Raw genomic sequence first — 24,901 nt, 5'->3', positions numbered from 1 at the left:
CACACCATGTCCCTGATTCAAATCCGCAAACGCAGCCTGACCCTCGAAACCACGTACCACGAAGGGGGGCCGGTGGCCGACACGCCCTTGAAGCTGGCAGCCGCCTGCGCCGTGATCCGCAACCCCTACGCCGGGCGCTACGAGCCTGACCTGCTGCCGTTCATGGCCGAGCTGCGCCAGCTCGGCACGCTGCTGGCCCAGGAGCTGGTGGACACGCTGGGTGGCAAGGACAAGATCGAGGTCTACAGCAAGGCCGCCATCGTGGGCGTGAACGGCGAAATGGAGCACGGCGCCGTCTGGCATGAAGCCGGCGGCTGGGCGATGCGCGCCGTGCTGGGCGAACCCAAGGCCATCGTACCGGCCGCCAAGGCCGTGGCCGCCACGGGCTACCGGCTGATGGTTCCCTTGCACTACATCCATGCGGCCTACGTGCGCAGCCACTTCAACAGCATGGAGGTGGGCATCCAGGACGCCCCGCGCCCCGACGAGATCCTGTTCGCCCTGGTCATGGGCACTGGCGGCCGGGTGCACGCCCGACTGGGCGGCCTGACCAAGGAGCAGGTCTCGGTGCACGACGGCCAGCGCTGAGCCCCCCTTTGCCTGCCCCCCGGAGACCGCCACCATGAGCGCCACCTATGCCCCCAACCTGTCCCACTTTGGCGTGTCGTGCTTCGACCTCGACCGCATGGTGGACTTCTACACGGCCGTGTTCAGTCTGCAAGTGACCGACAGGGGGCCGGGCCATACCTTCCCCTTTCTGCTGGCCTTTCTGAGCAGCCGGCCCGAGCAGCACCACCAGCTCGCACTGGCCCAGAACCGCCCGGCTGGATCGCCCAGCACGGTGATGCAGCTGTCTTTCAAGGTACAGACGCTGGAGGAGTTGCGCGAGGCGCGCCGACGCGCGCTGGGCCATGGCGCGACCCGGCTGCGCAACCTGAACCACGGCAATGCCTTGTCCATCTACTTCGGGGATGTGGAGGACAACACGGTGGAGGTCTACCTCGACACGCCTTGGTATGTGGCCCAGCCCCACGGCGACCCCCTGGACCTGGATGCCAGTGATGAGAGCATCTGGGCAGAGACCGAGCGCATCGTGCGGGCTGATCCCACCTTCATGCCGGTCAAGCAGTGGCAGGCCCGATTTGCCAGCCGGCAGCACGGCGCCTGAACGGAGGTACGAAGCCGCAGGCTGGAGAAAACGCCAGCCCCGCTTTGAAAGGAAACGCGAGATACTCATCTGCCACCAGCCTGTGAACTGAACCCCATGCAGCAGCCTCACCCCCTCCGCAGCATGCCCATGAGCTCATGGCCCCGTCTGGCCCTGCTGTGCAGCCTGCTGCTGATCACCGCCTGCACCAGCCTGCCCCATCGGACAAGCCGGGCGCCGGCACAGACCCTGGTCGCTGCAGCCGATTCGCCCTTGGCGGCCGTGGCTCGGGATGCGGGCATTGCGCCGGGTCGTTCGGGTTTGCGCGCCATGCCCGAAGCCGACGTGGCCCTGGATGCGCGGTTTGCGCTGATCCGGAACGCGACGGTCTCGATCGATGTCCAGTCTTATCAGATCGGCAACGACAGCGTTGGCCGCAGCCTCTTGCGGGCGCTGCGCGATGCCGCACGACGCGGCGTTCGGGTGCGGCTGCTGGTCGATGACTTCTACACGCGCGACGTCGATGAGCTGCTGCTCGGCCTGGCGGCCACGCCACAGGTTGAAGTCCAGCTGTTCAATCCCTTCACCACCGGACGCTCGTCCTCCTTGCTGCGGACCGTCGGGCTTCTGAGCGACTTCGATCGGCTGAACCACCGCATGCACAACAAGCTGCTGGTGGCTGACGGCGCTGTGGCCGTGGTGGGCGGCCGCAACCTGGCCGACGAATACTTCTTCCGCCATGCCGAAGCCAACTTCATCGACTTCGACATGCTGCTGGTGGGCAGCGTGGTGCCCCAGCTCAGCACCTGGTTCGATGTGTACTGGAACAGCAGCACCGTCTACCCGCTGCGTCAGATCATGCGGGATCCACTGACAAGCGCTGAACGCCAGGCCGCCTTCGATCGCCTGACCTCGGGGGACGCACAGCCCCAGCTTCTGACGCGTTCCGACATGTACGGCGACCCACCCCTGGCGCTTGAACTCAGCACGCGTCGATTTGCGCTCGTCGAAGGTGAGGCACAGGCCTGGGCCGACCCGCCGGCCAAGGCACAGACCGCCGATGAAGCGGGCCCGACAGTGAAGCAGCGCTTCATGCAGGAGATGGGCAACGCCCGCCGCCAACTGACGCTGTTCTCGCCCTACTTCATCCCGGGCGAGCGCGGTGTGGCCAGCTTGAAGGCGGCCCGCGCACGGGGGGTAGAGGTCAAGGTGGTGACCAACTCGCTGGCGGCCAGCGACGAGCCGCTGGTGAACGTGGGCTACAGCCAGTACCGCGTCGAACTGTTGAAGGCTGGTGTGCGGCTGTTCGAGGTGGCCTCGGAAAGGTTGAAAAGCGACAGCCGGATCGGCCGCCTGTTGGGTGCCACTGCCGGGCGCCTGCACGCCAAGATGGCCTACATCGACACGGACACGGTGCTGGTGGGCTCAATGAACCTGGACCCGCGCTCAGAACACATCAACACCGAGATCGGCGTGGTCGTGCACAGCCCGCAGATCGCACAGCGCATGCTGTCCGTCTTCGACACCGATCGCAATGTCGACTACGAAGTCGAGCTGAGCGCCGATGGTGAAGGCTTGGTCTGGGTCTCGCGCAGTGGCAGCCGGGAGGACCGCAGCATTGCCGAACCTGGCAACGGATGGTGGCAGCGGCTGAAACTCCGGCTCATGTGGATGCTGGTGTCCGAAGACCTGTTGTAGCCCTCCGCGGGCCCGCTTCAATTCGGAAGTTTTTCTGATCAATCATCCAGATTTCATTGAGAGTCGAACCCTCGCAACTCTGCAAAATCCAACGCTTCAGCTTCTTCATGAACTTTGCCGCCACGCTGTGACCAGGCCCCTCGCATGAACTCACCCACCCATTCCATCCGCACCCTGATCCAGCACTGGGGCAGCCGCACCCTGCTGAGCCTGGCCATGGGCGCCGGCCTCCTTCAGGCCGCGCAAGCTCAGACCGCGCCCCTGCAAGGTTGCCCCTCGCCCCAGATCCTGTCGCGCTTCGAAGAGTTCGGCCGCACCGGCAAGATGCCGCCGGATCTGGGCCGCTGGCTCAACGATCGCCAGGCTCAATATATCGAGCCCTACCAGGCCTTCGACAACGTCTACTACGTGGGGGTCTGCTGGGTCTCGGCCTGGCTGGTCAAGACCAGCGAGGGCTACATCCTGATCGACACCTTGCACGAGCCCTTCGTGGATCAGCTGATCGAGAACATGGCCAAGGTGGGCGTCAAACCCAGCGACCTCCGCTATGTGCTGATGACCCATGGCCACTTTGATCACGTCGGGGGGGCCTACAAGCTCAAGCCCCTGACCCAGGCCCGGTTCGTCATGACCCAGACCGGCTGGGACGAGGCGATCGCCGATTCACAGGCCTCGCAGAAGACGCCCCGGCCCTGGCAGATGCTGCCGGCGCCCGATCTGGTGGTCAAGGATGGCGACACGGTGACCTTGGGCGACACCCGGATCAAGGTCTACGAAACCCCGGGCCACACCCATGGCACCGCCTCGTACAGCCTCGACGTGAAGGACGGCAGCCAGACCTACCACGCTTTCGTGATCGGTGGCCTGGGCCTCAATGCCATCGACAGCGCCAGGCAGGTCGAGTCGTACATCGCCAGTGTCGACCGGATCGACGGGCTGGTCCATGACAAAACCACCCCGATCACCGTGCACCTCACCACCCACCCCTTCAGCACCGGGCTCACCGAGGCCAAGGAGAAACTCAAGACCCGGCGCCCTGGGGATCCGCATCCCTTGGTGGATCCCGTTGGTTTCACCAATCAACTGGCCACCCTGCGCCAAGGTGCCGAGTTGCGCCTGGAAGCTGAGCGAAAAAAAGAGTCGCGATAACTGAGGGCTCTGAGCACGTGGCGCGCCCCATACCGCCAACGGCACGTCACCACCCCAGTCTTGCCAAAACCGGATAACCCCCCGCAGCCCTCCCGACCTATCTTCTGAGCCTGCCCCAGCCCTTTGGTCTGAGGCCCTGAAGAAAGGACCGGTCTGCACATGAAACCTTCCCGTCTGGCCCGCCTGGGTGCGGGCTGCCTGCTCGCCTGCCTGGCAGCAGGCGCCCTGGCGACGGATCTGCCGAACGAACGGCAGACCCTCGCCAAGCTTGACCCCGACGCCACCCACCGCGTCTACCTGGCTGACCTGGCCCTGAGCCATATTGCCGACGGCCGGCTGCACGTGATCGATGGCCAGCGCATGCGCTACCTCAGCGTCATGAGTACCGGCTTTGCCGGCCAGGTGGCTCTGTCACCCGACCGCCGCGAGCTGTATGTGGCCAGTACCTACTACCCGCGCCTGTACCGAGGCCAGCGCAGCGATGTGGTGGAGGTCTACGGCACCGACGATCTGACCTTCCGGCACGAGATCGAGATCCCGCCCAAGCATGCCCAGGCCATGAACATCCGCGCCACCCTGGCCCCCAGCGCCGATGGCCGTTGGCTGCTGGTGCAGAACGCCACCCCGGCCAGCAGCGTGAGTGTGGTCGATCTGCAGGGGCGCAAGCTGGCCTCCGAGGTGCCCACACCAGGCTGCTGGGGCGTGATCCCCTGGCCTGCGCAGCCCAACCGCTTCTCCACCGTGTGCGGCGATGGCACCTTGGCCACCATCGAGCTCGACGAGGCCGGCCAGGCTCGCCCGCGCAGCGCCCCGGTGGCCTTTTTTGATGCCGACGCCGACCCGGTGTTCATCCATTACGAGCGCGTAGGCAACACCTTGTACTTCGTGACCTATGGTGGGCAAGTGCACCGCCTGCAGCTGCAGCCCGAGGGTGTGCAGGCGCTGCCGGCATGGTCGCTGCTGAGTCCGGCCGAGCAAAAAGCCCGCTGGCGCCCTGGCGGCATGCAACTTTTTGCCATCGACCCCGAACGCCAGCGCCTGTTCGTGGGCATGCATGCCAAGGCGTCAGATGGCTCGCACAAGAACCCGGCGCAGCAGATCTGGGTGTTCGATCTGGAACGGCAGGCGCGCGTGGCGCGCTGGCCCGGGCACAACGCGGTGTCCATGGTCTTCAGCCCAGCGGCCACACCCCGGCTGTTTGTGCTCGATGGTGCGGGCAACCACCTGCTGGCACTTGACCCGCGCAGCACCAGCACCCAGCGCAGCACCACGCTGGGGCGCCTCGATGCACTGGGCGAAACCCCGGTCTACCTGGAGGTGCAGTGATGTTCGCCCCCCTCAACGCTACCCTGCCCTGGCTCGATCCGGTGCTGTCGCACGCCGCCGCGGCCAGCCTGGCCCTGGTGTTGCTGTTTGGCGCCTTGGGCAAGCTGCGTGATCTGTCCGCCTTCGCGATGGTCACCGAGGCCTATGGCCTGCTGCCCCCGGCCCTGGTCAGCCCGGTGGCGCATGCGTTGGCCCTGAGCGAAGCGGCCGCCGGCCTGCTGTTGCTGCCGGTCTCTACCCGGCCCCTGGGGGCGGCACTGGCCTTGGGCGTGTTGGCCGTGGCCAGCAGCGCGGTGGCCCTGGCCTTGCGCAGCGGGCGCGACATCGACTGTGGCTGCGGCGGAGCAGGCCAGGGCGCCCACACCGGCCTGCGGCTGTCGGCCGCGCTGCTGTGGCGCAACGCCGCCCTGCTCGGGCTGGGCCTGGCCGCGCTGGCGCCACTGGCCCCCCGCGCAGTGGGCTGGCCCGACGGCCTGGCTGCCTGTGCGGCTGCCCTGTTCGCCACCGGCCTGTATGCCGTCACCAACCAACTGCTGAGCAACCAACCCCGTCTTTCCGAATTGAGGAACAACCATGATTGAAACCCTGATCATCTCCAACGTGCTCGCCTGGTGCGCCGTGATCGCCCTGGTGGTGGTGGTGCTGGCCCTGTCGCGGCAGGTGGGCATTCTGTACGAACGCATCGCGCCCATGGGCGCCCTGATGATGGACTCGGGCCCGGCCGTGGGTTCGCCCGCGCCTCGGCTCAGCCTGCCCCAACTGGGCGGCGGCACCCTTGAGCTGGGGGCCCCCGCAACGCACAGCACCCTGCTGTTCTTCCTGTCGCCCACCTGCCCGGTGTGCAAAAAGCTGCTGCCCATCGTCGAGCGCATCCGCCGCGACGAGGCGCCCTGGCTGCGCGTGGTGCTGGCTTCGGATGGCGAGCAACCCGAACACGAGGTGTTCCGCCAGAAGGCGGGCCTGGGTCACTTCCCCTACGTGCTGTCGCACGAACTCGGCATGACCCTGCGCATCGCCAAGCTGCCCTACGCGGTGTTGATCGACGGCCAGGGCGTGTTGCGCGCCAAAGGCCTGGTCAACAGCCGCGAACAACTCGACAGCCTGTTCACCGCCAGCGACCTCAAGGTGGCGTCGGTGCAGGATTTCATTGACCAGAAACTGGTGCACAAGGAGGCCACATGAACCTGCTCGACTGGTTTGATCGCCTGGCAGAGCGGCGCAGCCGCCAACTGGCCAGCCACACCTCCAGGCGCAGTGCCTTGGTGCGCGTCAGCAAAGTGCTGGTGGCCAGCGCATTCACCCTGCCCGTGCTGCCCTTTGATCGCAGCAGCCAGGCCCTGGCGGCCGAACACAACGCCGCCAGCAAGCGCAAAGGCCCCCCCACCGAAACCGACTGCGACTACTGGCGCTACTGCGGGGTAGACGGCTTTCTGTGCTCATGCTGCGGTGGCAGCGCCACCAGCTGCCCGCCGGGCACCACGCCCAGCAAGGTGGCCTGGGTAGGCACCTGTCACAACCCGGCCGACGGCAAAGACTACCTGATCAGCTACAACGATTGCTGCGGCCGGGGGGCTTGCGGGCGCTGCATGTGCAACACCAACATCGGTGAACGCCCAGGCTACCGCATGGGCCTGCACAACGACATCAACTGGTGCATGGCCAACGACAGCTCGGCCTTTCACTGCACCACCTCGATCATCGTCGGCGTGGCCGAGAAGGAGGACTGAATGCGCTGCTTGCCCCACCTTCGTGGGTTTGATAGGTTCCATGGGCTTCATGGGCCACTCGCTGCGGCCCTGCTGGCCGGCACCCTGATGACGGGGGCCCAGGCCGCCGACGGGCAGGCTGTCTTTCAGCAGGTCTGCGTGGCCTGCCATCAGGCCGGGGCCGTGGGCGCGCCGGGCCTGGCCCCGTCACTGGTCGGCGCGGTGGCGGCCCGGGCCGGGCAGCCCGCCATGCGCCAATACCTGGCGCTGGTGCTCACCCATGGCCTGCAAGGTCGCATCGTGTCGGAAGGGCAGACCTACAACAGCGTGATGCCAGCCCAGACCCAGTTGTCTGACGAAGAAATGGCCGCAGCGCTGACCCATGTGATGCGCGACCTGGCAGGCCACACAACCGTACCGGCCTTCACGGCGGCTGACCTGGCCCAGGCCCGTGCCAGCACAGTGACCCCCAAGGCCTTGAGAGCGCAACGTGATGCGGCTCTGGCCCCCTGAGCGGCCCACAAGCCCAGCCCAACGCAGCGTCCGTGGGCTGGGGGCCCTGCTGCTGGGTGCCGCAACCTTGCTGGCCACCGTGCCCGCCCCGGCCGCACAGCCTCTATCAGCAGGCAGCCCGGCACTCAACTACCGGCTGCACTGCATGGGCTGCCACCTGGACGACGGCAGCGGCATGCCGCATCGCGGCATCCCCAACATGAAAGGGGTGCTGGGGCATTTTCTGCGCCTGCCCGAGGGCCGCGCCCTGATCGTGCAAGTGCCGGGCGTGATGAACACCCCTCTCAACGACCGCCAGGTGGCCGAGCTGATGAACTGGATGCTGGGCCAATGGGCCGGCGACAGCCTGCCCCCCGACACCCCACCCTACTCCGAAGCCGAAGTGCGCCAACTGCGCAGCCACCGGCCCAGCGACGTGGCGCGTGAAAGGGCTGGTGTGGTGGAGGCGTTGCGAAGGATGGGGTATGGGATGGACTCCTCAGACAGTGCCGCGAGGTAGTGTTCATGCACGTGGCCCAGGCCAGAAGCCTCGACAACACCTCTCAACGCTGCCGACGAGGTCGCCGGCACAGCCTATCCGTGACGTGTCTGACTGAAGAAAGTATCCGGCACGTGAGGGCCCCAGGTCCAGAGTTGCTCGTGGGTGCCTTCAACGGTGGATGCAGGCACGGTGGCATCGTAGAGGTCGCCGTCCGAGTAGTGCTCCACACGAAAGCCATCGGGATCCCACCAGTAGTCAAACACCTGGCTGCCCAGGACATGGCGGCCCACACCCCAATGCGGGCTGTGCCCTTGCTGTTTCAACCACTCATGCCCCATGAAGACGGCGTCCATGTCTTGCAGCTCGAAGGAGATGTGGTGAACCAGGGGCCGGTCCGCTGCCGCAATCAGCAAGGAGTGGTGATCCGTGGGTTGCGCACCATGATTCCATCGCATGAAGAAGCCGATGTATTGATCCTGGCTGCCCGGCACCAGCATCTCGTCTGACACGATCATGCCCAGGTGGCGAACCGCCCAATCCTTTGCCACGACAGGATCGGGCACACACAGCGCGACGTGCCCCAGGCGCAACACCTGAGGGGCCTGTCGGAGCGGCCTTTGAGGCTGGTTGTAGCGCGATTTGCGCAAACCCTCGTTCAAGGTCATCGGCGGCCGAACCGGCAGGTCATCGACAGGGGCGATGCCATGCACCAGCTCCAGGCGGATGCCGCCGGGCAGCGTCACATCGACGCAGTGCCCGCCGCCGGGGCGCTGAAGCGCGCGGACCTCAGAGGCGCCTTCAATGAGTGATGCCTGGACCAGATCCTGCAGGCTTTCAACCTCGATGCCGATGGCCTTCATGGCCGGGGTGTCAGACGCCTCTCCAACATAGATGTAGGGGCTGGACAGCGCGCCTCGCAGGTAGACCGCTTGATCCGCATCGGGCCAGTCCACCGGCACCAGGCCAAACTCCTGCATGAAATCCCGGGTCGCCAGGGGCTTGGCCACCCCGAAAACCACATACTTGATGTCGCGTACTTTGATCATTTGATGTCTCCGGTCAGGGTGTGCGGACGGATGCCGATCGAGCGGGCAACGATCTGACCCGTGGGGGCGTCTTGTTCTTGTGTCCGAGAACCGCCGCACAACTGGGGGTGGGGGTTCAGCGGGCGGTCCGTTCAACGATGGGGGTGATCACGGCACCCAGCCCCTCGATTTCGACTTCGATCACCGAGCCCGCTGGTGCGTAGATTCGAGGATTGCGTCCAAAGCCAACGCCTGCAGGCGTGCCCGTCGCGATCAAGTCGCCAGGCTGAAGGGTGATGGTCTGGGTGATGAACTGGATCAAGGTTGGCACATCGAAGACCATGTCGGCTGTCGTGCCGTCCTGCATGAGCGTGCCATTGACCTTGGTGGTCAGTCGCTTGCCCCGCGGGTCGTAGGCATCGCTGGTGGTGATCACAGAACCCACGGCGCCACTGTTGTCGAGATTTTTACCAATCGCCCACTGCCCGGTGCTCAGGGTCATGCTCTGGATCTGCGATGCGCGACCGCTGATGTCGTTGAAAGAGGTGTAACCCAGCACCCCGTTGGCGGCTTGCTCTGCATTGGCCTCATGCAGCGTCGTGCCCACAATGGCGGCCAACTCGACCTCCCAATCCAGGCCATCGGGCTCGGTGGCAGGCACGACCACGGGGGTCCCCGTCGGCGCCAAGGTCGAGGCCCAGCGCGCGAAGAGGTTGGGGAACTTCGGCGTGGGCAACTTGGATTCGGCCCCGTGGGCCACGTAGTTGATCGCAGCGCAGATGATCTTCGCGGTGGGTGGCACGGGCACGGCCACTTGAATGTCGCTCATGGCCAGCGCCTGGCCCGTGGCGCTGGCGGCTTTGCGACGCCACTCAGCCGTGTTTTGGTAGAAGGCCTCAAGGCTGGTCAAGGGGATGACCGAATCCCCTGCCACCACGCCGATCAAGGCGGGTGCATCGAGGGCAGCAGACAGGGGGCGATAAGCGATCAGTTTCATGGAAGTCTCCGGGAGTGATGGGTGGGGGGAATCAGGCGCTGGCGTCGAAGGCCAGCGAAACCGCCGCCGGGCGCGGCGCGGGTTCCGGCCAACGTTGGGAGACGGTCTTGATCTTGGTGTAGAAGCGCGCGGCATCGGGGCCATACATGTGCGATTCACCAAACTTGGAGCGCCGCAGGCCACCGAAATTGAAGTACGCCGTCGGCAGGGGCACGGGCACGTTGACCCCGATCATTCCGGACTCGACTTCGGTCATGAAACGGTGCGCCGACTTGCCGTCGCGGGTGAAGATGACCGAGCCATTGCCATACTCGTGGGCATTGGTGATGGCGATGGCTTCGTCCAGGGTGGCCGTGCGCATGATGCCGCGCGCCGGGCCGAACACCTCCTCCTGGTAAAAGCGCATGTCGGTGGTGACACCATCGATCAGGGTGGGGCCCACATAAAAGCCGCCTTCATGGCCTGGGATCTGAATGCCGCGCCCATCCAGCACCAACTCACCGCCCGCAGCAACACATTCCGCCACGGCACGCTCGACCGCTGATCGGGACTCCGCTGAGACCACCGCACCAAAGTCGGCCCTCGGATCGTTGTAGGGCCCCACTTTGAGCGCCTTGATCCGTGCCACCACCCGTTCGCGCAAGCGCTGGGCCGTTTCCTCGCCCACGGGCAAGAGCAGAGACACGGCCATGCAGCGCTGGCTGGCCGAACCAAACCCCGCTGAGACAAAGGCACTGGCCGCGGCCTCCAGATCGGCATCAGGCATCACCACCATGTGGTTCTTGCCACCGGTGAAGGCGGCAACCCGTTTGTTGTGCGAGGTGCCTTTTTGATAGACGTACTCTCCGACGCCCGTCGAGCCGACAAAGCTGACCCCGGCAATCCCCGGATGGGCCAGCAGGCCGTCGACCACCTCTTTGTCGCCCTGCGCGATATTCAGCACCCCATCGGGCAAGCCGGCCTCTTTCCACAGGCGGGCAAATACCAGCGAAGCACTGGGCACTCTCTCAGAAGGCTTCCAGACCACGCCGTTGCCCAGCGCGATGGCCATCGTCATCATCATGGCCGGCACCATGATCGGGAAGTTGAACGGCGTGATGCAGGCCACCACGCCGATCGGCACCCGCAGAGAGAACACGTCGATGTCCCCGCCCACATTGCGCGAGAACTCGCCCTTGGACACCTGCGGCGCGTTGGTGGCGAACTCGATGGCCTCGATCGCCCGGCTGACCTCGCCAGCCGCATCGGCCAGGGTCTTGCCATGCTCCAGCCCAATCACCTGGGCGAACTCATCGGCATGGGCCAGAACCAGTTCACGCAATTTGAAAATCACCGCCAGCCGAGCGCTTTGCGAGGCTTGTGCCCATCGCCGGCCCGCGTCCTGCGCATGGGCGACGGCCCGGTCCAGGGTGGCGCTGTCGGCAAAAGCACAGCGGGCAATTTCCTCACCGGTCGAGGGGTTGAACACCGGGCCAGACCGACGGCTGATGCCGGCCTCGACGGTCCCGTTGATGAAGTGGCCAATGTGCTGGGTCATGACGATCCTTGCTGAGCAGATGAATGGAGAAGTGAATGGCTGGCGATTCTGATTTATGTTTTTGCATTACGATATGCGTCAAAATCAATCTGGTTATGCGCCAATGCATAACGAAAGCGAGCGATGACCAGCAAGCCATACAACTGGGACGATTTCAGGGTTTTTCTTGGTGTGGCGCGGGCTGAGTCCGCATTGGAGGCCTCCCAGGCCTTGGAACTGGATCAGTCCACGGTCTCAAGGCGCCTGTACCGGCTCGAAAAAGACATGGGGGCCAAGCTCTTTGACCGGAGTCCGCAAGGGCACCGGCTGACCACGGCAGGGCAACGCCTGCTGGAACATGTCCAAGCGTTGGAGGGCACGTTCAGTGCCATGCAGTCGGATGTCTTTGGCGACAGCCAGGTGTTGACGGGCGAGATACGACTTGGCGCCACCGAAGCCTTTGGCAGCTTTTTTCTGGCCCCGCACCTGGCGCAGTTCTGCACGCAGCACCCCGGCATCACGGTGGACCTGCTGCCCATGCCGCGCAACATCAATCTGTCCAAACGCGAGGCAGACGCCTCGGTCACGATCGAACGCCCTACAGCCGACAGCTTTGTGACCAGTCGATTGACTGACTACCGACTGTTGCCCTACGCCACGCCTGATTATTTGCGGCGGCATCCCCCGATCAAGTCGATCGAAGATCTGGCAGACCAGCGCTGGATTGATTACGTCGATGACCTCATCTTCACCGAGCAACAATTCAGTCTGCAGAAATGGCTGCCAGAGGTGCGCCCGTTCTTGAGAAGCACCAGTGTGATCGCGCAATTCCAGGCCGTGCGATCCGGCTTGGGCATGGCCGTGCTGCCTTGCTTTCTCGGCGACACGGCCCCCGAACTGGTGCCCATCCTGCCCAGAAAGATCGACATCACCCGAACCTTCTGGATGGTCGCGCCCAGAGAGCGCCGTGAGTTGGCCCGGGTCCGGGCCTTGTGGGATTTTTTGCGCGAGGTCACCTCACGGCACGCCAACCAGTTGATGAGGGAGTCCTCGCCTGCGGACCTCACGGGGCATCCACGTCCTCGCCGCTGAGCAGCGGCCAACGACGGCCGACCCTGCGCTGCAGGCACCGATGAACTTATACGGTCTCGAGGTTCAGCGATGGCGATGCATGCGGGGCTGCCGGGTACAAGGCCAAGACCTCATCGAGCACGAGGCGGACGGCACGCGGCATCAGCTTGCGGCTTTGGTAGACCACAAAGTACTCGATCTCGTGCCCGGTCCACTCTGGCAACACCTGTATCAGCTGGCCACTGTCCAGGGCCTCACGCACCTGGGTCTCCAGCAGCAGCGCCACCCCCTGACCACGGCGGCAGGCATCGGTGATCAATTGCAGGTGATTGGACGCAAAAACACATCGCACCGGCACCTCAACCCGTTTGCCGTGGTGAAACAAGGCCCAGCGTCGGGTCATGGGCCCATGGTTGAAACCGATGCAGGCGTGGGACGCCAGATCTTGCGGCCCACCCAGGCGGTCTGCGCGGGCCAGGTAGTTCGGGGCCGCGCACAACACCATCTGCGATCGCATCAGGTAACGGGCCACGACATTCTCTGACTGGATGAAGGGCTCTGGGAGCACCGCCAAATCGATGCCCTCGGCGCCCAGGTTGATCACGCGCTCCTCAAATCGCAACTCGATCTCCAGCGCAGGATGCAGCTGCTGCAATTCAAACAGGCGCTGACTCAGCAAGGGCACGGCCTCGGCAAAGCCCAGCACCACCTTGACCCGACCTTGCACCGGCCCTTCTTGCGACGTGATCAGCTCCGCGGCTTCATCCAACTGGTCCAGCGCAGGTTTGCAGCGCTCGTAATACTGGCCACCCAAGGCCGTCAGGCTGACCGCGCGCGTGGTGCGCTGAAGCAGGCGCTGATTGAGTTGTGACTCCAAATCACCGATCAGGCGGCTGGCCTTGACCACCGACAAGCCGAGGTCCAGCGCCGCCGCCTTGAACGAGCCCAGCTCGGCAATGCGGCAAAACATCTTCATTGACAACAACTGATCCACACCGGGTCTCCTGCAGCAAGCCCTTCTGAGTGCTGGACGACATCGTGTGTCCAGCACTCATTTTTAGGTCTCTGCCTTTTCTGTTTTGATACGACATGGTATCGTATCGACACAAAAATATGCAAATCCCCCCTCGCATTGCCATGAACGCCGAATCAGCCCCCAGCCCCGCAACCGTCAAAACTACAGCCGTCCGCAGGACCACCTACCGGGGGGTACAACGGGGGGAACAATTGCTGAGCACGGCAACGACGCTGTTTCTGGAACATGGGTACGCGGGCGTGAGCGTTGATGAAATCGTCAAGCAGTGTGGTGGCTCAAAGACCAATGTGTACCGGCAGTTCGGCGACAAGGAAGGGTTGTTCGTGGCCGCCATCGAAGCCCTTTGCAAAGAGTTCCTGCGCGAGTTCAATGCCCTCGATCTGGCCCAGGCAAATTTGGCGGACGGCCTGCACAAGCTGGGTCGGGCCCTGCTGCGGCAACTGGTGCAGCCCAGACACATTGCCTTCCAGCGCCTGGTGCTGGCCGAATCGGGCCGCTTTCCTCGCCTGGCCCAAAGCTGGTTCGATGCCGGCCCGAAAACCACCCAAGCCGCCATCGCGCGCTTTCTAGGCCCCCGCCTGTCACTGAATGACGCGGGGCTGAACACGGCCGCCCGGCACTTTCACGATCTGCTGGTCTCCAGCCCGGTTTTGTTGGCGACCCTGGGCCGCCCACTCAGCACCAGGCAGCTCACCCAGCATCTGGATCAAGCGGTTTCGCTGTTCATCCAGGGCTGTCAGCCCGCCTCCACCTCACTTGTCCAACCCTCACAGGAATCCACATGAGCTTCAAAGTTTTGGCCATCTCGGGCAGCCTTCGCAAGGCATCCGTCAACACCCTGGCCTTGCGGGCAGCCCAGGCGCTGGCCCCGGCCGACATGGTCTTCGAGTTTGCCGACCTGTCTCAGATCCCCATGTACAACGACGACCTGCGCGAGCAGGGTGAGCCCGCCGCTGTGACCCACCTCAAGCAACAGATCCAGGCCGCCGACGCGGTGCTGATTGCCAGCCCCGAGTACAACTTTTCGATCCCCGGTGTGTTGAAGAACGCCCTCGACTGGGTCTCACGCCCCCCCATGCAACCCTTTGACGGAAAGCCGGTGGCCATCATGGGCGCAGCACCGGGCCCCGTGGGCACGGGCCGGATGCAATACCACCTGCGCCAGGTGCTGGTGTTCCTGAACAGCTTCACGGTCAACAAACCCGAAGTGCTGATTGGTCACTGCGGCAACAAGTTCAATGCAGACGGCGAACTGACCGATGCTGTCACGGCAGGCTTCATCTCCGATCTGCTCAAAGCCTTGCAGGCACTGGCGGCGCGCGTGTCTCCGAAGGTTTGAACGCCGTGGCAAGGTTGACCGCCCGACTGCCTGGCCACCTGTCGGGCGCACTCGGACTGCTCATGCTCATCATCGGCCCGTGCAAGGCCGAGGCGCCGCCCCCACTGCCGCCCGAGGCGATCGCCATCCAGGTGCGTGATGAACTTATTGAAATCAGCCTGGAGGTGCACACCCTCGCCGCGCACGAAAAGGCCTGGAAGGTACTGACAGACTTTGAGCACATGAGCGAGATCCTGCCCAGCTTGTCGCTCAGCGAGGTGGTGTCGCGTGACGGCCTGGTGTTGCAGGTCCACCAAAGGGGAAAGGCCAGTTTCGGCATGCTGAGCAAGGCATTCGACACGCACAAGCAGGTGACGCTCGAGCCAGAACGACGCATCTTGTCGCATAGCGAGTCACCCGACGTGCGCAGCAGTGACAGCGAGACCGAGTTGATCGATGCCCCCAAGGGCCTGAACATCCGCTATCGCCTCAAAGTGCAGTTGCTCAATGCCAACCTGGCAGGCATCGCCGGTCACGCCCTGCGCCAGCAGACGGCCGACAATTTCACCCGCTTGCTTGCTGCCATGGCGGCCAAGCCGCACTGATCCCATTCGCCTGCATGCACCTCCGTTCAAGGCAGCGGCTTCTGGCTCAGGTGTTTGCTGCGCTGGCCGCCTGCCTCTGGGGCTTCACGTATTCGGTCTCGTCCGCCTATCTGCCTGCCCTGCCCTTGTTCGATGGCGGCGTGCGGGCGCTCCTGGCTGGCGTGGCCTTGCTGCTCCTGGCACGCACGCGCCCGGGCGATGTCCAGAGCGCGCGTTTTGGCCTGCATCAAGTCTTGACTGGCAGCTTGATCGCCGGCTTCTTTGCCTTCCATTTCACATCCTTGTTCACGCTGCCGGGTGGCCTGGCTGCGGCGCTGCAGACGCTGGGTCCTCGATGGACGATTGCCCTCCTGTGGTGTATCGCCGGCATCCGCCCTCGCCCCTGGTTGGCCGCCAGCGCTTTTCTCGGTGCTGCCGGCCTCGCCTTGATGGTGATGTTTCAGGCACAACAGGTGAACGCGCTCGGCGTGTGCGCGGCCCTGATCAGCAGCCTGTGCCTGAGCAGCGCCGGCGTGGTTCGAGCCGCCAACACCCGCTCCTTGCAGGAAGGGATCCGCACCACCTCGCAAGAATTGCTGTTTGCGGGCGCGCTGCTGTTGGGCTTGTGCGTCATCTCGGGGCAATGGCCCAATCGACTGGAGGGGCAGCAACTGCTGGCGCTGCTGGGTGTTGGCTTGTTGCTGACGGCCTTGCCGTTTGCACTCTGGTTTCAGGCCTTGAGCTGGATCGGGCCCCAGCACACCACGCCCTTCATGCTGCTGCTCCCCGTGGTGGCGGCACTGGTGGACGGCGCCTTGAACCACCGCTACCCCAGCGGCTTGCAGTTGCTGGGTGCGGTGCTGGCCGTGATCGGAATCACGCTGAGCCAGCGCCAGCCTCAGGCGGCAGAGTCAAGCCCGCAGCGATGACTGGATTGGGACGCCAACATTCTCGGCCCCGATCCGGCGAACAGCTGCACCCAAAATTGCGCCCAACGATTCATGCGTCGGATGCACAGACATCAAGCCCCTCAACTTTTGGTGTGGCCCTGCCCCAACGTGGCCGAAGGCAGCTCGCCAAAAAGCTGCCGGTACTCGGCGGCAAAGCGCGACAGGTGCCAAAAGCCCCAGCGGGCCGCCGCGTCACCCACGCCCATGCCTTCGCCAGCCCCTTGGCACCGAGCCGCCTGGCGCAACAGGTCACGCCGGACTCGATTGAGCCGCATGCACCGCAGGTAGGTGATGGGGCTGACCTGCAGCAGGTCTTCAAAAGCATATTGCAGCGCCCGCCGCGACGTGTGGGCGGCCTCGCACAGATCGGGCACGGTGATCACCGACTCGGCATGGGCCTGCATGTACTCGCGGGCCAGGCGCACGATGCGCTGGCGCGAACTGGCACAGGTGGGCAGATCGGTCACCACATGCTCGGGGCGAAAACACTGCAGCACCGCATCGGCCAGGGCCAGGCCCAGTGTGCGACGGGCCTCTGCCTGGGACAGCAGGGCCGAGGCCTGTTGGCCCAGGGCAAGGGCCGAGGCCGTGAGCCGCTGCAGCTCTTGCCGACGCGGGCCCAGTGCACGCAGCACACAGGTGCGTGGCCCCTGCCAGGCCGCAGCCACGTGGTCAGGGCCATCTACCCTGGCTGCCAGGGTCTGCAATGCAGACAAGGGAATGCTGATGCCAACCAGCGCCATGCGCGGCGCGGTGACCAGCTGAAAGGGCACATCCGACTGGATGCCAACGGGGGTGTCGGGATCGATCTGGTGCCCACAAAAACTGGCGCGGCCCCCATCGAAGGCGGCCAAGCCCACCGTGACATGACCGCTGCGCGCGCTACCGTCTTGCAGCACCGATTGGTTGATGGTTTCGCGAAACACCTGCAACTGGTCAAAGCGCAAATCCTCCAGCAAGCCTTCGAAGGGGCCCGCGCTGAGTTGCTCGTAATGCTGCTGCCACGAGCTCAGGCTGGCCGCCTGAGCTTGCGCATCGTGGGTGTGAGCGCGCTGGTAACAGAGCTCGGGCGGCACGTGGGCCTGGGGCAAGTTGCGGGTGACCATCGATGCAGTATCAGAACTTCGGGGCCGGGACGCCATCGGTTGCAACACCGATCAGGTGCAAAGGTGCACCTCACCCGATTAAGAACGTGTCAAGACTGGACACATGCAAGATCGGGGCCCGCACACAGGCCATGCCCCTACTGCGGCTGCAAGTTGATGGCCTTGGCGATGGCCCGGTATTTTTCGATGTCGGCGGCATAGCTGGCACGCAGCGCTGCCAGCTCCATCGGCGGGGCCACGCTGCTGCCACCGGCCTCGATGGTGCGGCGCACCTCAGGCACGGCCAGGATCTCGTTGCAGATCTGGTGCAGCTTCTGCTGCAGGGGCTCGGGCGTGCTGCGCGGCACCTGTACGCCGCTCCACAGGCCATAGACAAAGTCTTCAAAGCCTTTCACGTCTTTCATCAGCGGCACGCTGGCCAGCTTGGTGTGCCGCTGGGCAGCTGCCAGGGCCAGTGCCTTGACACGGCCCGACTCAATCACATCGGGGATGTTGCCCGCCAGTGGCACAAAGGCAATGTCGAATTGGCCCGAGATCAAATCCTGCACCAAGGGCGCCATGCCCTTATAGGGCACATGCAGTGTTTTGAGGCGGGCCAACTGCGTGAAGCGTTCACCCAACAGGTGGTACAGCGATCCAGGCCCGATGCTGCCGTAGCTCAGCTCTTTGGCGCCCGGCTTGCGGGCCATCTGCAGCAGCTCGTCCACGTTGTTCACACCCAGGTTGCTGCGCACCAGCAGCACCATGTTGGTGACCGCAAACTGGCCCACCGGCTGCAGGTCTTCGGGCTTGTAGCGGGCAGCCGCCATGCCCAGCGGGGTGAGCATGATTTCCATCGGCGAGCCCGCCAGCAAGGTGTGGCCATCACCTGCCGCACTGACCACGCGCTGGGTGCCGATGGCACCCGCGGCGCCGGCCAGGTTCTCGACGATCACCGTCTCACCCAGGCGTCTGCCCAGCTCGGGTTGCAACTGACGGGCCACGATGTCGGAGCCGCCGCCGGCCGGGTAGGGAACGATCAGGCTGACCACCCGGCCGTCGGCCCAGGTGGCGCCACTGGCCAGGGTGGCAGCACAGCCCAGCAGCCATTGACGGCGGGGCAAGAATACAGAGGCGGGGTTCATGGGGAGGGGTCCTTTCAGATGAGCGTCGTGAAGTGGGTGGGGAAGGCCATCAAACTGGGCGCGGGGAGCACGGGAAATCACGGGCGATCAAGGCCGATCAGCGCGCGGTGCGCAAGGCAGGCGGCGACTGATGCCGCCAGGGCGTGGCTTGGTACCAGCCCTCGCACAGCTGGAGCAAGGCCAGCTCGGCCTGGGGCCGGGCCATGATCTGCAGGCCTTGCGGCAGGCCGTCCGCGCCAAAGCCGGCCGGCACACCCGCGGTGGGCACGCCCGCCAGAGAGGGGCCGATCACCACCTCCATCCAGCGGTGGTAGGTGTCCATGGCACGCCCGGCCACCCGGTCGGGCCAATGCCACTGGGCTTCGAATGGGGGCAACTGGGCAGCGGGCAGTACAAGATGGTCGTAGCGCTCGAACAGCGTCATCACGGCGGCGTACCACTCGGTGCGCGTGGCCATGGCCTGGGCGATGGTGGCGACATCCAGGCCCTGGGATTGCTCAAACTCCCAGCGCGCCTCGGGCTTGAGCAGATCACGCGTGGTGGGGTTGCCATACAGACCGCCCAGGTGGCCCGCCAGGATCAGCTGCCGCAACACGCACCAGCTGCGCCACAGGCGCTCCATCGGGAAGAACGGCGCCACCTCCTCCACCGGGCAGCCCAGCGTGTCGAAGTGCGCCAACGCGGCCCGGTTGGCCGCCAGCAACGCGGGCTCAATGGGCAGGTAGCCCCCGAAATTCCCCAACCAGCCGATACGGCGCCCGCGCAGATCGGCCTGCAGCGCTTGCCGGAACTGCAGCGGATCGTCCGCCAGCGACAGAGGCGCTCGCTTGTCGGGCCCAGCCAGGGTGGACAACAGCCAGGCCAGGTCTTGCGGGTTGCGGGCCATCGGCCCTTCGGTGCCCAGCTGTTGGTAAAACACATCGGCTGCAGGCGCCATGGGCACCCGGCCAAAGCCGGGGCGCAGGCCATAGACGTTGTTCCAGGCCGCGGGATTGCGCAGCGAACCCATCATGTCGCTGCCGTCGGCCACGGGCAGCAGGTGCAAGGCCAGCGCCACCGCCGTGCCACCGCTGCTGCCGCCGGCGCTGCGCGTGGGGTCGTAGGCATTGCCGGTCACGCCATGCAGCGGGTTGTAGGTGTGCGACCCCAGCCCGAACTCGGGCGTGTTGGTCTTGCCGATCAGAATGGCGCCGTCGCGCCGCAGGCGCTCCACCACCACGCTGTCGTGCGTGGTCATGTTGCCCGCGAGGGCCGGGCTGCCGAAAGTGGTGGGCAGCCCGGCGGTGGCGGTCAAATCTTTGGGGGCCTGCGGAAAGCCGTGCATCCAACCCTGCCATTGCCCCTGATCAAGCAGGTGATCCTTGTCGCGCGCCTGGCGCAAGGCCAGCTCAGGCTCGATGCGAGAGACCACCGCATTGAAGCGAGGGTTCAGTGCATCCAGATGCGCCAGGGTGGTCTGCATCAGCTCGTGGCACGACACCTCACGCGAACGGATGCGGCGCGACAGCGTGAGGGCGTCGGTGGCCAGGATGTCGGGTAAAGCCACGCTCGCGGGCGCAGCGGATTCCAGGGGGCGGGTCATCGGGAGGGGTCCGTTCAGCAAAGAGGCCAGCGCTGCCAGCCGCGACCGGCCCTGGACAGGCCCGCCAGCCGGCAGCAAGATCACCCCATGCTAGGGACACCCGCCCGAGACCGTTATCCAATTTGCGCAAAAACGAATCAGGGTTGCACCGGATGGGCAAGCCCCCGACCTCCAGTGCCCTCCCCCTCTCAGGGCTGCAGCGACAGCTCGCGCCCCTCGAAGAACACCTGCTTCACCTGGGTCTGGTGCACCTGCGTGATCGGCACCTTGAAAAGGTGGCGGTCGAGCACAATGAAGTCGGCCGACTTGCCCGCTGCGATTGAACCGGTTACCGCGCCGAGGCCCATGGCCTGCGCGCTGTTGAGGGTGTAGACACGAAGTGCAGTGGGCAAATCGACGGCCTGGTCGGCACCCAGTTGGCCTGGCAGCTCACCCAGCGGATTGCGCCGGGTCACCATGCCTTCGATGCCGATCCAGGGGTTGGGCGTGGGCTGGCCGGCGGGCCAGTCCGAACCGCCCGCCACCAAAGCCCCGGCACGCACGAGCTTGCGGATTGGGTTGATGCGGTCTGCACGCTCAGGGCCGATGGCCGCTGCCGAGGCCAGGTTGAGCCCGGTGGGAAACCACAGCATCGGCGACACATCGACCACCACGTTCAGCGCCTTGAAGCGTGCCACGTCGGCATCGGCCACCAGCGAGGCATGGGCCACCTGGTGCCGCGGCCCCTTTGGGCCGTTGCGCCGGCGCACCTCGGCCACGGCGTTCAGCGCCTGGCGCACCGCGCCATCGCCCACCGCGTGCATCTTGACCGGCACACCCTGCCGATCCAGCTCGGCCAGCATGTCCACCAGTTGCTCGGTGGTGTAGGTGCTGGGGCCGTGGTAGTGAGCACCATGCTCGGCATCGGGCAGGTAGGGCTCGATCATGTTCGAGGTGCGTGCCGGGGGCACGCCGTCGAGAAACAGTTTGGCGAAATCGGGGGCCACGTGCGGGCTGCGCAAGGATTCACGGGCCTGCACCAGCGCCAGGCCACTGCGGTCACCGGCCTGGGGCGATGGCAGAAACGGCAGCGAACCCACGTAGTGCAGGCTCAGCCCCCGCTGGGCGTCGAGCTGCCCCCACAGGCGCAGGCTGCTCTCGTAGGCAAAGGCGTCCTGGATGCCGGTGATGCCCAGGGTGTTGAGCGTGTGCACTGCGCCCCGTGCGGCCTCCATCTGGCGTTCGGGCGTGCGCGGTGGGATCAGTTGCTCGATGGCGTGGAAGGCCGGAAACTCCTTCATCAGCCCCGTCAAGCGGCCATCACCCGCATCTTTCACAAAAAAGCCACCAGGCGGCGGCGTACTGCTGGCGTCCAGCTGGGCACGGCGCAGCACCTCGCTGTTCACCCAGCGGTTGTGAAAGCTGTCGTCACGCAGGATGACCGGGTGATCACCGCTGGCCTGGTCCAGCAGAGCCAACGCCTGGGTGCTGGACATCTGGGCCAGCAGGCCGCCGTTGAAGGCGGCACCCACGATCCAGTCGCCGGGCCCGGCCTTGCCGGCGCAGTCACGCACCCGAGCCAGCACCTGCTCCAGCGTGGCCGCGGGCGAGAAGTTGCAGCCAAAGCGATCTTCCCAGCCACCGTCCAGAGGGTGGATGTGCACGTCGTTGATGCCCGGCATCACCATGGCACCGGCCAGGTCCAGCACGCGGGTCTGCGGCCCGATGTGGCGGCGCACCTCGTGCTCGCCCAGGGCCACATAGCGGCCATCGCGCACCGCGAAGGCATCGGTCCAGGGCATGCGGGCGTCAACGGTGTAGACCGCCGCGTGGCGCACCACCAGATCGGCCGGTGGCGTAGGGGTCGCGGCATGGGCCAGCAGCGTGGTGGCACCGGCCAGCCAGGCGCACAAGGCAGGCCAGCGGCGGCGGAAGGAGTTGATGTGGGATCGGTTCATGGCTGTGTCGTGCAAAAGGTTGATGCCGCCCGCAAGCCAGCAACCTGGCCCACGAACTGACAGAGCCCAGGCTACCGGCCCCATCGGCCCCGGTCATGTACCAATTGGTACAAGCCGCCCGGCAAAGCAGCCCCGGTCTCATCCACCCCGCACCGCGCCGGGGCCGCAGCATTGGTGAATCTCTCTATGGCCGATGGCGAGCCGGGTCGGCACAGTCGGTGCTTGTGAGAAATGCGGAGTCCCCCCGAACGGGATCACGCGCCACCCAGCAACGCCCCGCACCACTTTGAAGCCCCGAAGGCCATGAACAACAAAGACGAACTCCTGCTTCAGCTCTACGCCTGTGCGGCCCAACCAGCTCAGTGGTCGCTGGCTCTCGACCAGTTGTGCACAGAGACCGGTGCCTGCTCGGCTGTGGTGCAAACCTTCGAACTGGGCACCGAGGGCGTGCGGCTGGGCTGGCAGGTCAGCGACTCGCGCACCCAGCGCAACAGCCCCGTCGACTGCCCCCAGGTCACCGGTGACCACAACCCGCGCCTGCAGACGCACCGCATCAACCGCGGGCTGAACCGGGTGGTGCGCGACGACGAACTGTTTGACCGGCACGACCCCGGGTGGGCCACCTTGCAGGCCGATCTGGCCCGCATCGGCCTGGGTGAGTTCATGGGGGCCTTGCAGGCCCTGCCTGATGGCCGTCTGCTCGGCATCGCCCTGCACCGCCCCTGGGGCGACCCCGAGACCTTTGACCGGCACAGCGAACACCGGCTGGCCGCCTTGGCCCCTCACCTGAGCCAGGCCTGCGAGCTGGGGCAGCAGCTGCTGTCGGCTCGCACCGAGATGCATCGCCAGCAGCAGCACGCCGACATGCTGCGCTGTGCCTTGATCGCCTGCGATGAGCAAGGCAGGGTGCAATGGATGAACCACAGCGCCCTGTTGCTGACCAGCGCCGAGCGTGGCCTGTCAAACCGTGGCGGCCTGCTGCGGGCCACCGGCCCCGGCCTGTCGGCCCGCCTGCATGAGGGCATCGCCGCCGCCGCAGGCGACGAAGGCCGCTCGGTGCACTACACCGTGATCGACCACGGGCACAGCACACTGCACATCGCCCTGCGTGCCAGCTCGGTCGAGGCACAGGGCACCCCCCAGGGCGCGGGCTCGGTGATGCTGGCCATCACCAGCGCGCAAGACCTGGTGGATGTACCGCCCGACATCTGGGCCAAGCTGCTGGGGCTGACCCTGGCCGAGGCCCGACTGGTGGCCGCCCTGGCACAGGGCGATACCGTGGAGCTGCACGCAACCCAGCGCGGCATCGCCCTGGGCACGGCACGCAACCAGCTGAAGATGGCGCTGGCCAAGACAGGCACCTCACGCCAGGCCGACCTGGTGCGCGTGGCGCTCAGCTCGGCCGCGGCCCAGGTGCTGGGCTGATCAGAAGCTCCAGCCCAGGCGGATGGCGGCGCTGGTGCCCTGGGTGCGGTTGCGCACCTGGGTTTCGCGGTAAAGGTGCATCGACACCAGAGGCAGGCCCGAACCGGGCTGGAAGTAGGTCAGCGCCGGGCCCAGGGCCAGCGCTCGCGAGCGGTTGCCGTTGCTCAGGCCTGGTGCCACATCGTCACTGATCTGCTGGTACAGATAACCCCCCAGGCCCGCTGTCCAGGGGCCAAAGTGCTGGCCCACGGCAAAGTCGTGCTCGTACTCGGTGCCCGAGCGGTAGTTGGTGTCCTTGTTGCGCTGGTTGAAGTTGAGCTGAAACCACGACGACACCTCGAAGCCCCCGGGCTGGATCCAGGTGAAGGCCCACGAGGGTGACAAGGTGGCGTGGTTGGTGCCCGCATTGATCAGGCGGTTCTTGTCGTAGGAGCCGGTGGGCAACTGGGCGGCCAGCTGGAAGTTGCTGAACAGGCCGGGGTTGTGCACCCACTGCAAAATCACCGGAATCAGCTGCACATCGCCCACCGCCTGGTTCTTGCCCGACAGGCCCACCGGGCCGGCCGGGGTGGGCACACTGAGGTTCATCGACATGTCCAACACCGGCAACACGCCACCCCAGCCATAGCGCGCTCCACCCACCCTGTGCTCGGTCATGCGGATGTAGGCCATCGAATAGCTGTTCACCTTCAGGTCGGGTGTGGCCGCGGCGCGCTGGCCTGCGTTGTCGCGCAGATCGCTGGCCCGTGTGGCCGCGGCGCGCACGCCCACGGTGCCGAACTCGGTCGGCGGGGGCAGCAGGCCGGCCCCGAAATCGAACACGCCCGGGGGCGTGATCGGTGAGCCGTTTTCAACGGCGTGGGCCGCCTGCAGGCCCAGCGTGGCCAGAGCAAAGCCCATCAGGCAGCGGTTGGCACAGGCAGGCAGTTGAGAGGTCTGAAGCTTCATCATGTGGGTGACTCACGGTTGATTGGGTGAGCCCCCAGCGTAAAAAATCGGCGCTTGCGGCGCATGTCCCATATGGGCCACAGAGCCCCTGGCCACTGAAGCCAATGCGCTCAGGAACAGGAAACGGGCACGGGCGCCACGCGGGCGCCGCACTCGCAGTGCACCGGGCTCAGGGCTTGGCCACCTCTTTCACCAGCCCCTGCTTGGACAGCAGCACCAGCTGCCCCTGCGCATTCACCACCCCCGCCGTCAGCCCCAGGTG

The 24,901-nt window shown here is 65.5% G+C and carries 25 protein-coding genes; 16 read left to right on the top strand and 9 right to left on the bottom strand.

All coding sequences use genetic code 11. The features are described from left to right. Positions 1 to 6: 6 nt before the first annotated feature. From AC3WUT_RS29450 to AC3WUT_RS29405, 10 genes are all read left to right on the top strand, one after another. On the top strand, positions 7 to 588 hold the full coding sequence (locus tag AC3WUT_RS29450) for an amino acid synthesis family protein (protein WP_492350628.1): 582 nt from the start codon (positions 7 to 9) through the stop codon (positions 586 to 588). A 34-nt stretch (positions 589 to 622) separates the two neighbouring features. Beyond that, on the top strand, positions 623 to 1,168 hold the full coding sequence (locus tag AC3WUT_RS29445; RefSeq protein ID WP_492350627.1) for a VOC family protein: 546 nt from the start codon (positions 623 to 625) through the stop codon (positions 1,166 to 1,168). 129 nt (positions 1,169 to 1,297) lie between these two features. Beyond that, positions 1,298 to 2,845, top strand: coding sequence for a phospholipase D-like domain-containing protein (locus tag AC3WUT_RS29440; protein WP_492350626.1), 1,548 nt, complete (start codon positions 1,298 to 1,300; stop codon positions 2,843 to 2,845). 144 nt (positions 2,846 to 2,989) lie between these two features. Beyond that, positions 2,990 to 3,994, top strand: coding sequence for a CAR family subclass B3 metallo-beta-lactamase (gene blaCAR / locus AC3WUT_RS29435; protein ID WP_492350625.1), 1,005 nt, complete (start codon positions 2,990 to 2,992; stop codon positions 3,992 to 3,994). A gap of 159 nt (positions 3,995 to 4,153) precedes the next feature. Then, entirely contained in the window at positions 4,154 to 5,320 is a 1,167-nt protein-coding gene (locus AC3WUT_RS29430) for an amine dehydrogenase large subunit (protein ID WP_492350624.1), read from the top strand. Continuing rightward, on the top strand, positions 5,320 to 5,901 hold the full coding sequence (locus AC3WUT_RS29425; protein WP_492350623.1) for a MauE/DoxX family redox-associated membrane protein: 582 nt from the start codon (positions 5,320 to 5,322) through the stop codon (positions 5,899 to 5,901). Before AC3WUT_RS29430 ends, AC3WUT_RS29425 begins: the two co-directional genes overlap by 1 nt. Beyond that, positions 5,897 to 6,502: a methylamine dehydrogenase accessory protein MauD gene (mauD, locus tag AC3WUT_RS29420; RefSeq protein ID WP_492350643.1), complete on the top strand. Its 606-nt coding sequence runs from the start codon at positions 5,897 to 5,899 to the stop codon at positions 6,500 to 6,502. The genes AC3WUT_RS29425 and mauD overlap by 5 nt, the downstream gene beginning before the upstream one ends. After that, positions 6,499 to 7,047, top strand: coding sequence for a methylamine dehydrogenase light chain (locus AC3WUT_RS29415; RefSeq protein ID WP_492350622.1), 549 nt, complete (start codon positions 6,499 to 6,501; stop codon positions 7,045 to 7,047). The genes mauD and AC3WUT_RS29415 overlap by 4 nt, the downstream gene beginning before the upstream one ends. Continuing rightward, on the top strand, positions 7,048 to 7,539 hold the full coding sequence (locus AC3WUT_RS29410) for a c-type cytochrome (protein ID WP_492350621.1): 492 nt from the start codon (positions 7,048 to 7,050) through the stop codon (positions 7,537 to 7,539). Then, entirely contained in the window at positions 7,520 to 8,038 is a 519-nt protein-coding gene (locus AC3WUT_RS29405; protein ID WP_492350620.1) for a c-type cytochrome, read from the top strand. Before AC3WUT_RS29410 ends, AC3WUT_RS29405 begins: the two co-directional genes overlap by 20 nt. A gap of 74 nt (positions 8,039 to 8,112) precedes the next feature. Here AC3WUT_RS29405 and AC3WUT_RS29400 read toward each other — a convergent pair whose 3' ends face one another. The 3 genes from AC3WUT_RS29400 to AC3WUT_RS29390 form a co-directional block, all read right to left on the bottom strand. Beyond that, positions 8,113 to 9,066: a VOC family protein gene (locus AC3WUT_RS29400; protein WP_492350619.1), complete on the bottom strand. Its 954-nt coding sequence runs from the start codon at positions 9,064 to 9,066 to the stop codon at positions 8,113 to 8,115. 115 nt (positions 9,067 to 9,181) lie between these two features. Beyond that, the gene (locus tag AC3WUT_RS29395; protein WP_492350618.1) at positions 9,182 to 10,042 is read right to left on the bottom strand and encodes a fumarylacetoacetate hydrolase family protein; all 861 of its coding nucleotides are present in this window, start codon (positions 10,040 to 10,042) and stop codon (positions 9,182 to 9,184) included. A 31-nt stretch (positions 10,043 to 10,073) separates the two neighbouring features. After that, positions 10,074 to 11,579, bottom strand: coding sequence for a CoA-acylating methylmalonate-semialdehyde dehydrogenase (locus tag AC3WUT_RS29390; RefSeq protein WP_492350617.1), 1,506 nt, complete (start codon positions 11,577 to 11,579; stop codon positions 10,074 to 10,076). Positions 11,580 to 11,702: 123 nt separating this feature from the next. Here AC3WUT_RS29390 and AC3WUT_RS29385 point away from each other — a divergent pair, with 123 nt between their 5' ends. After that, positions 11,703 to 12,650 carry a LysR family transcriptional regulator gene (locus AC3WUT_RS29385; RefSeq protein WP_492350616.1) on the top strand — a complete coding sequence of 316 codons (948 nt, stop codon included), beginning with the start codon at positions 11,703 to 11,705 and terminating at the stop codon, positions 12,648 to 12,650. A gap of 46 nt (positions 12,651 to 12,696) precedes the next feature. On the opposite strand, the gene AC3WUT_RS29380 is transcribed toward AC3WUT_RS29385, so the two are convergent. After that, positions 12,697 to 13,623, bottom strand: a complete 927-nt coding sequence (locus tag AC3WUT_RS29380; RefSeq protein WP_492350615.1) for a LysR family transcriptional regulator — start codon at positions 13,621 to 13,623, stop codon at positions 12,697 to 12,699. 95 nt (positions 13,624 to 13,718) lie between these two features. Here AC3WUT_RS29380 and AC3WUT_RS29375 point away from each other — a divergent pair, with 95 nt between their 5' ends. From AC3WUT_RS29375 to AC3WUT_RS29360, 4 genes are all read left to right on the top strand, one after another. After that, the gene (locus AC3WUT_RS29375) at positions 13,719 to 14,450 is read left to right on the top strand and encodes a TetR/AcrR family transcriptional regulator (protein WP_492350614.1); all 732 of its coding nucleotides are present in this window, start codon (positions 13,719 to 13,721) and stop codon (positions 14,448 to 14,450) included. Beyond that, a complete protein-coding gene (locus AC3WUT_RS29370) occupies positions 14,447 to 15,004 on the top strand; it encodes an NADPH-dependent FMN reductase (RefSeq protein WP_492350613.1) in 558 nt (185 codons plus the stop codon). Before AC3WUT_RS29375 ends, AC3WUT_RS29370 begins: the two co-directional genes overlap by 4 nt. Positions 15,005 to 15,066: 62 nt before the next feature. Beyond that, on the top strand, positions 15,067 to 15,588 hold the full coding sequence (locus AC3WUT_RS29365; protein WP_492350612.1) for an SRPBCC family protein: 522 nt from the start codon (positions 15,067 to 15,069) through the stop codon (positions 15,586 to 15,588). A 14-nt stretch (positions 15,589 to 15,602) separates the two neighbouring features. Continuing rightward, complete coding sequence (locus AC3WUT_RS29360) at positions 15,603 to 16,496, top strand: DMT family transporter (RefSeq protein ID WP_492350611.1); 894 nt, start codon at positions 15,603 to 15,605, stop codon at positions 16,494 to 16,496. 101 nt (positions 16,497 to 16,597) lie between these two features. On the opposite strand, the gene AC3WUT_RS29355 is transcribed toward AC3WUT_RS29360, so the two are convergent. The 4 genes from AC3WUT_RS29355 to AC3WUT_RS29340 form a co-directional block, all read right to left on the bottom strand. After that, a complete protein-coding gene (locus AC3WUT_RS29355; protein ID WP_492350610.1) occupies positions 16,598 to 17,623 on the bottom strand; it encodes a helix-turn-helix domain-containing protein in 1,026 nt (341 codons plus the stop codon). Between the two features lie 137 nt (positions 17,624 to 17,760). After that, a complete protein-coding gene (locus AC3WUT_RS29350) occupies positions 17,761 to 18,747 on the bottom strand; it encodes a Bug family tripartite tricarboxylate transporter substrate binding protein (RefSeq protein ID WP_492350609.1) in 987 nt (328 codons plus the stop codon). Positions 18,748 to 18,844: 97 nt separating this feature from the next. Then, the gene (locus AC3WUT_RS29345; RefSeq protein WP_492350608.1) at positions 18,845 to 20,329 is read right to left on the bottom strand and encodes an amidase; all 1,485 of its coding nucleotides are present in this window, start codon (positions 20,327 to 20,329) and stop codon (positions 18,845 to 18,847) included. Positions 20,330 to 20,517: 188 nt separating this feature from the next. Then, positions 20,518 to 22,266: an amidohydrolase gene (locus tag AC3WUT_RS29340; protein ID WP_492350607.1), complete on the bottom strand. Its 1,749-nt coding sequence runs from the start codon at positions 22,264 to 22,266 to the stop codon at positions 20,518 to 20,520. A gap of 303 nt (positions 22,267 to 22,569) precedes the next feature. On the opposite strand from AC3WUT_RS29340, the gene AC3WUT_RS29335 reads away from it, so the two are divergent. Next, the gene (locus tag AC3WUT_RS29335) at positions 22,570 to 23,691 is read left to right on the top strand and encodes a helix-turn-helix transcriptional regulator (RefSeq protein ID WP_492350606.1); all 1,122 of its coding nucleotides are present in this window, start codon (positions 22,570 to 22,572) and stop codon (positions 23,689 to 23,691) included. Here AC3WUT_RS29335 and AC3WUT_RS29330 read toward each other — a convergent pair whose 3' ends face one another. Further along, positions 23,692 to 24,642 carry a SphA family protein gene (locus tag AC3WUT_RS29330; protein ID WP_492350605.1) on the bottom strand — a complete coding sequence of 317 codons (951 nt, stop codon included), beginning with the start codon at positions 24,640 to 24,642 and terminating at the stop codon, positions 23,692 to 23,694. Positions 24,643 to 24,901: the final 259 nt, after the last annotated feature.

This window comes from Curvibacter sp. EU05-FHT14A10, from assembly GCF_058791075.1.
Note: the sequence above shows the minus strand (reverse complement) of the source record. Positions and strands in the feature narration are given on the sequence as shown.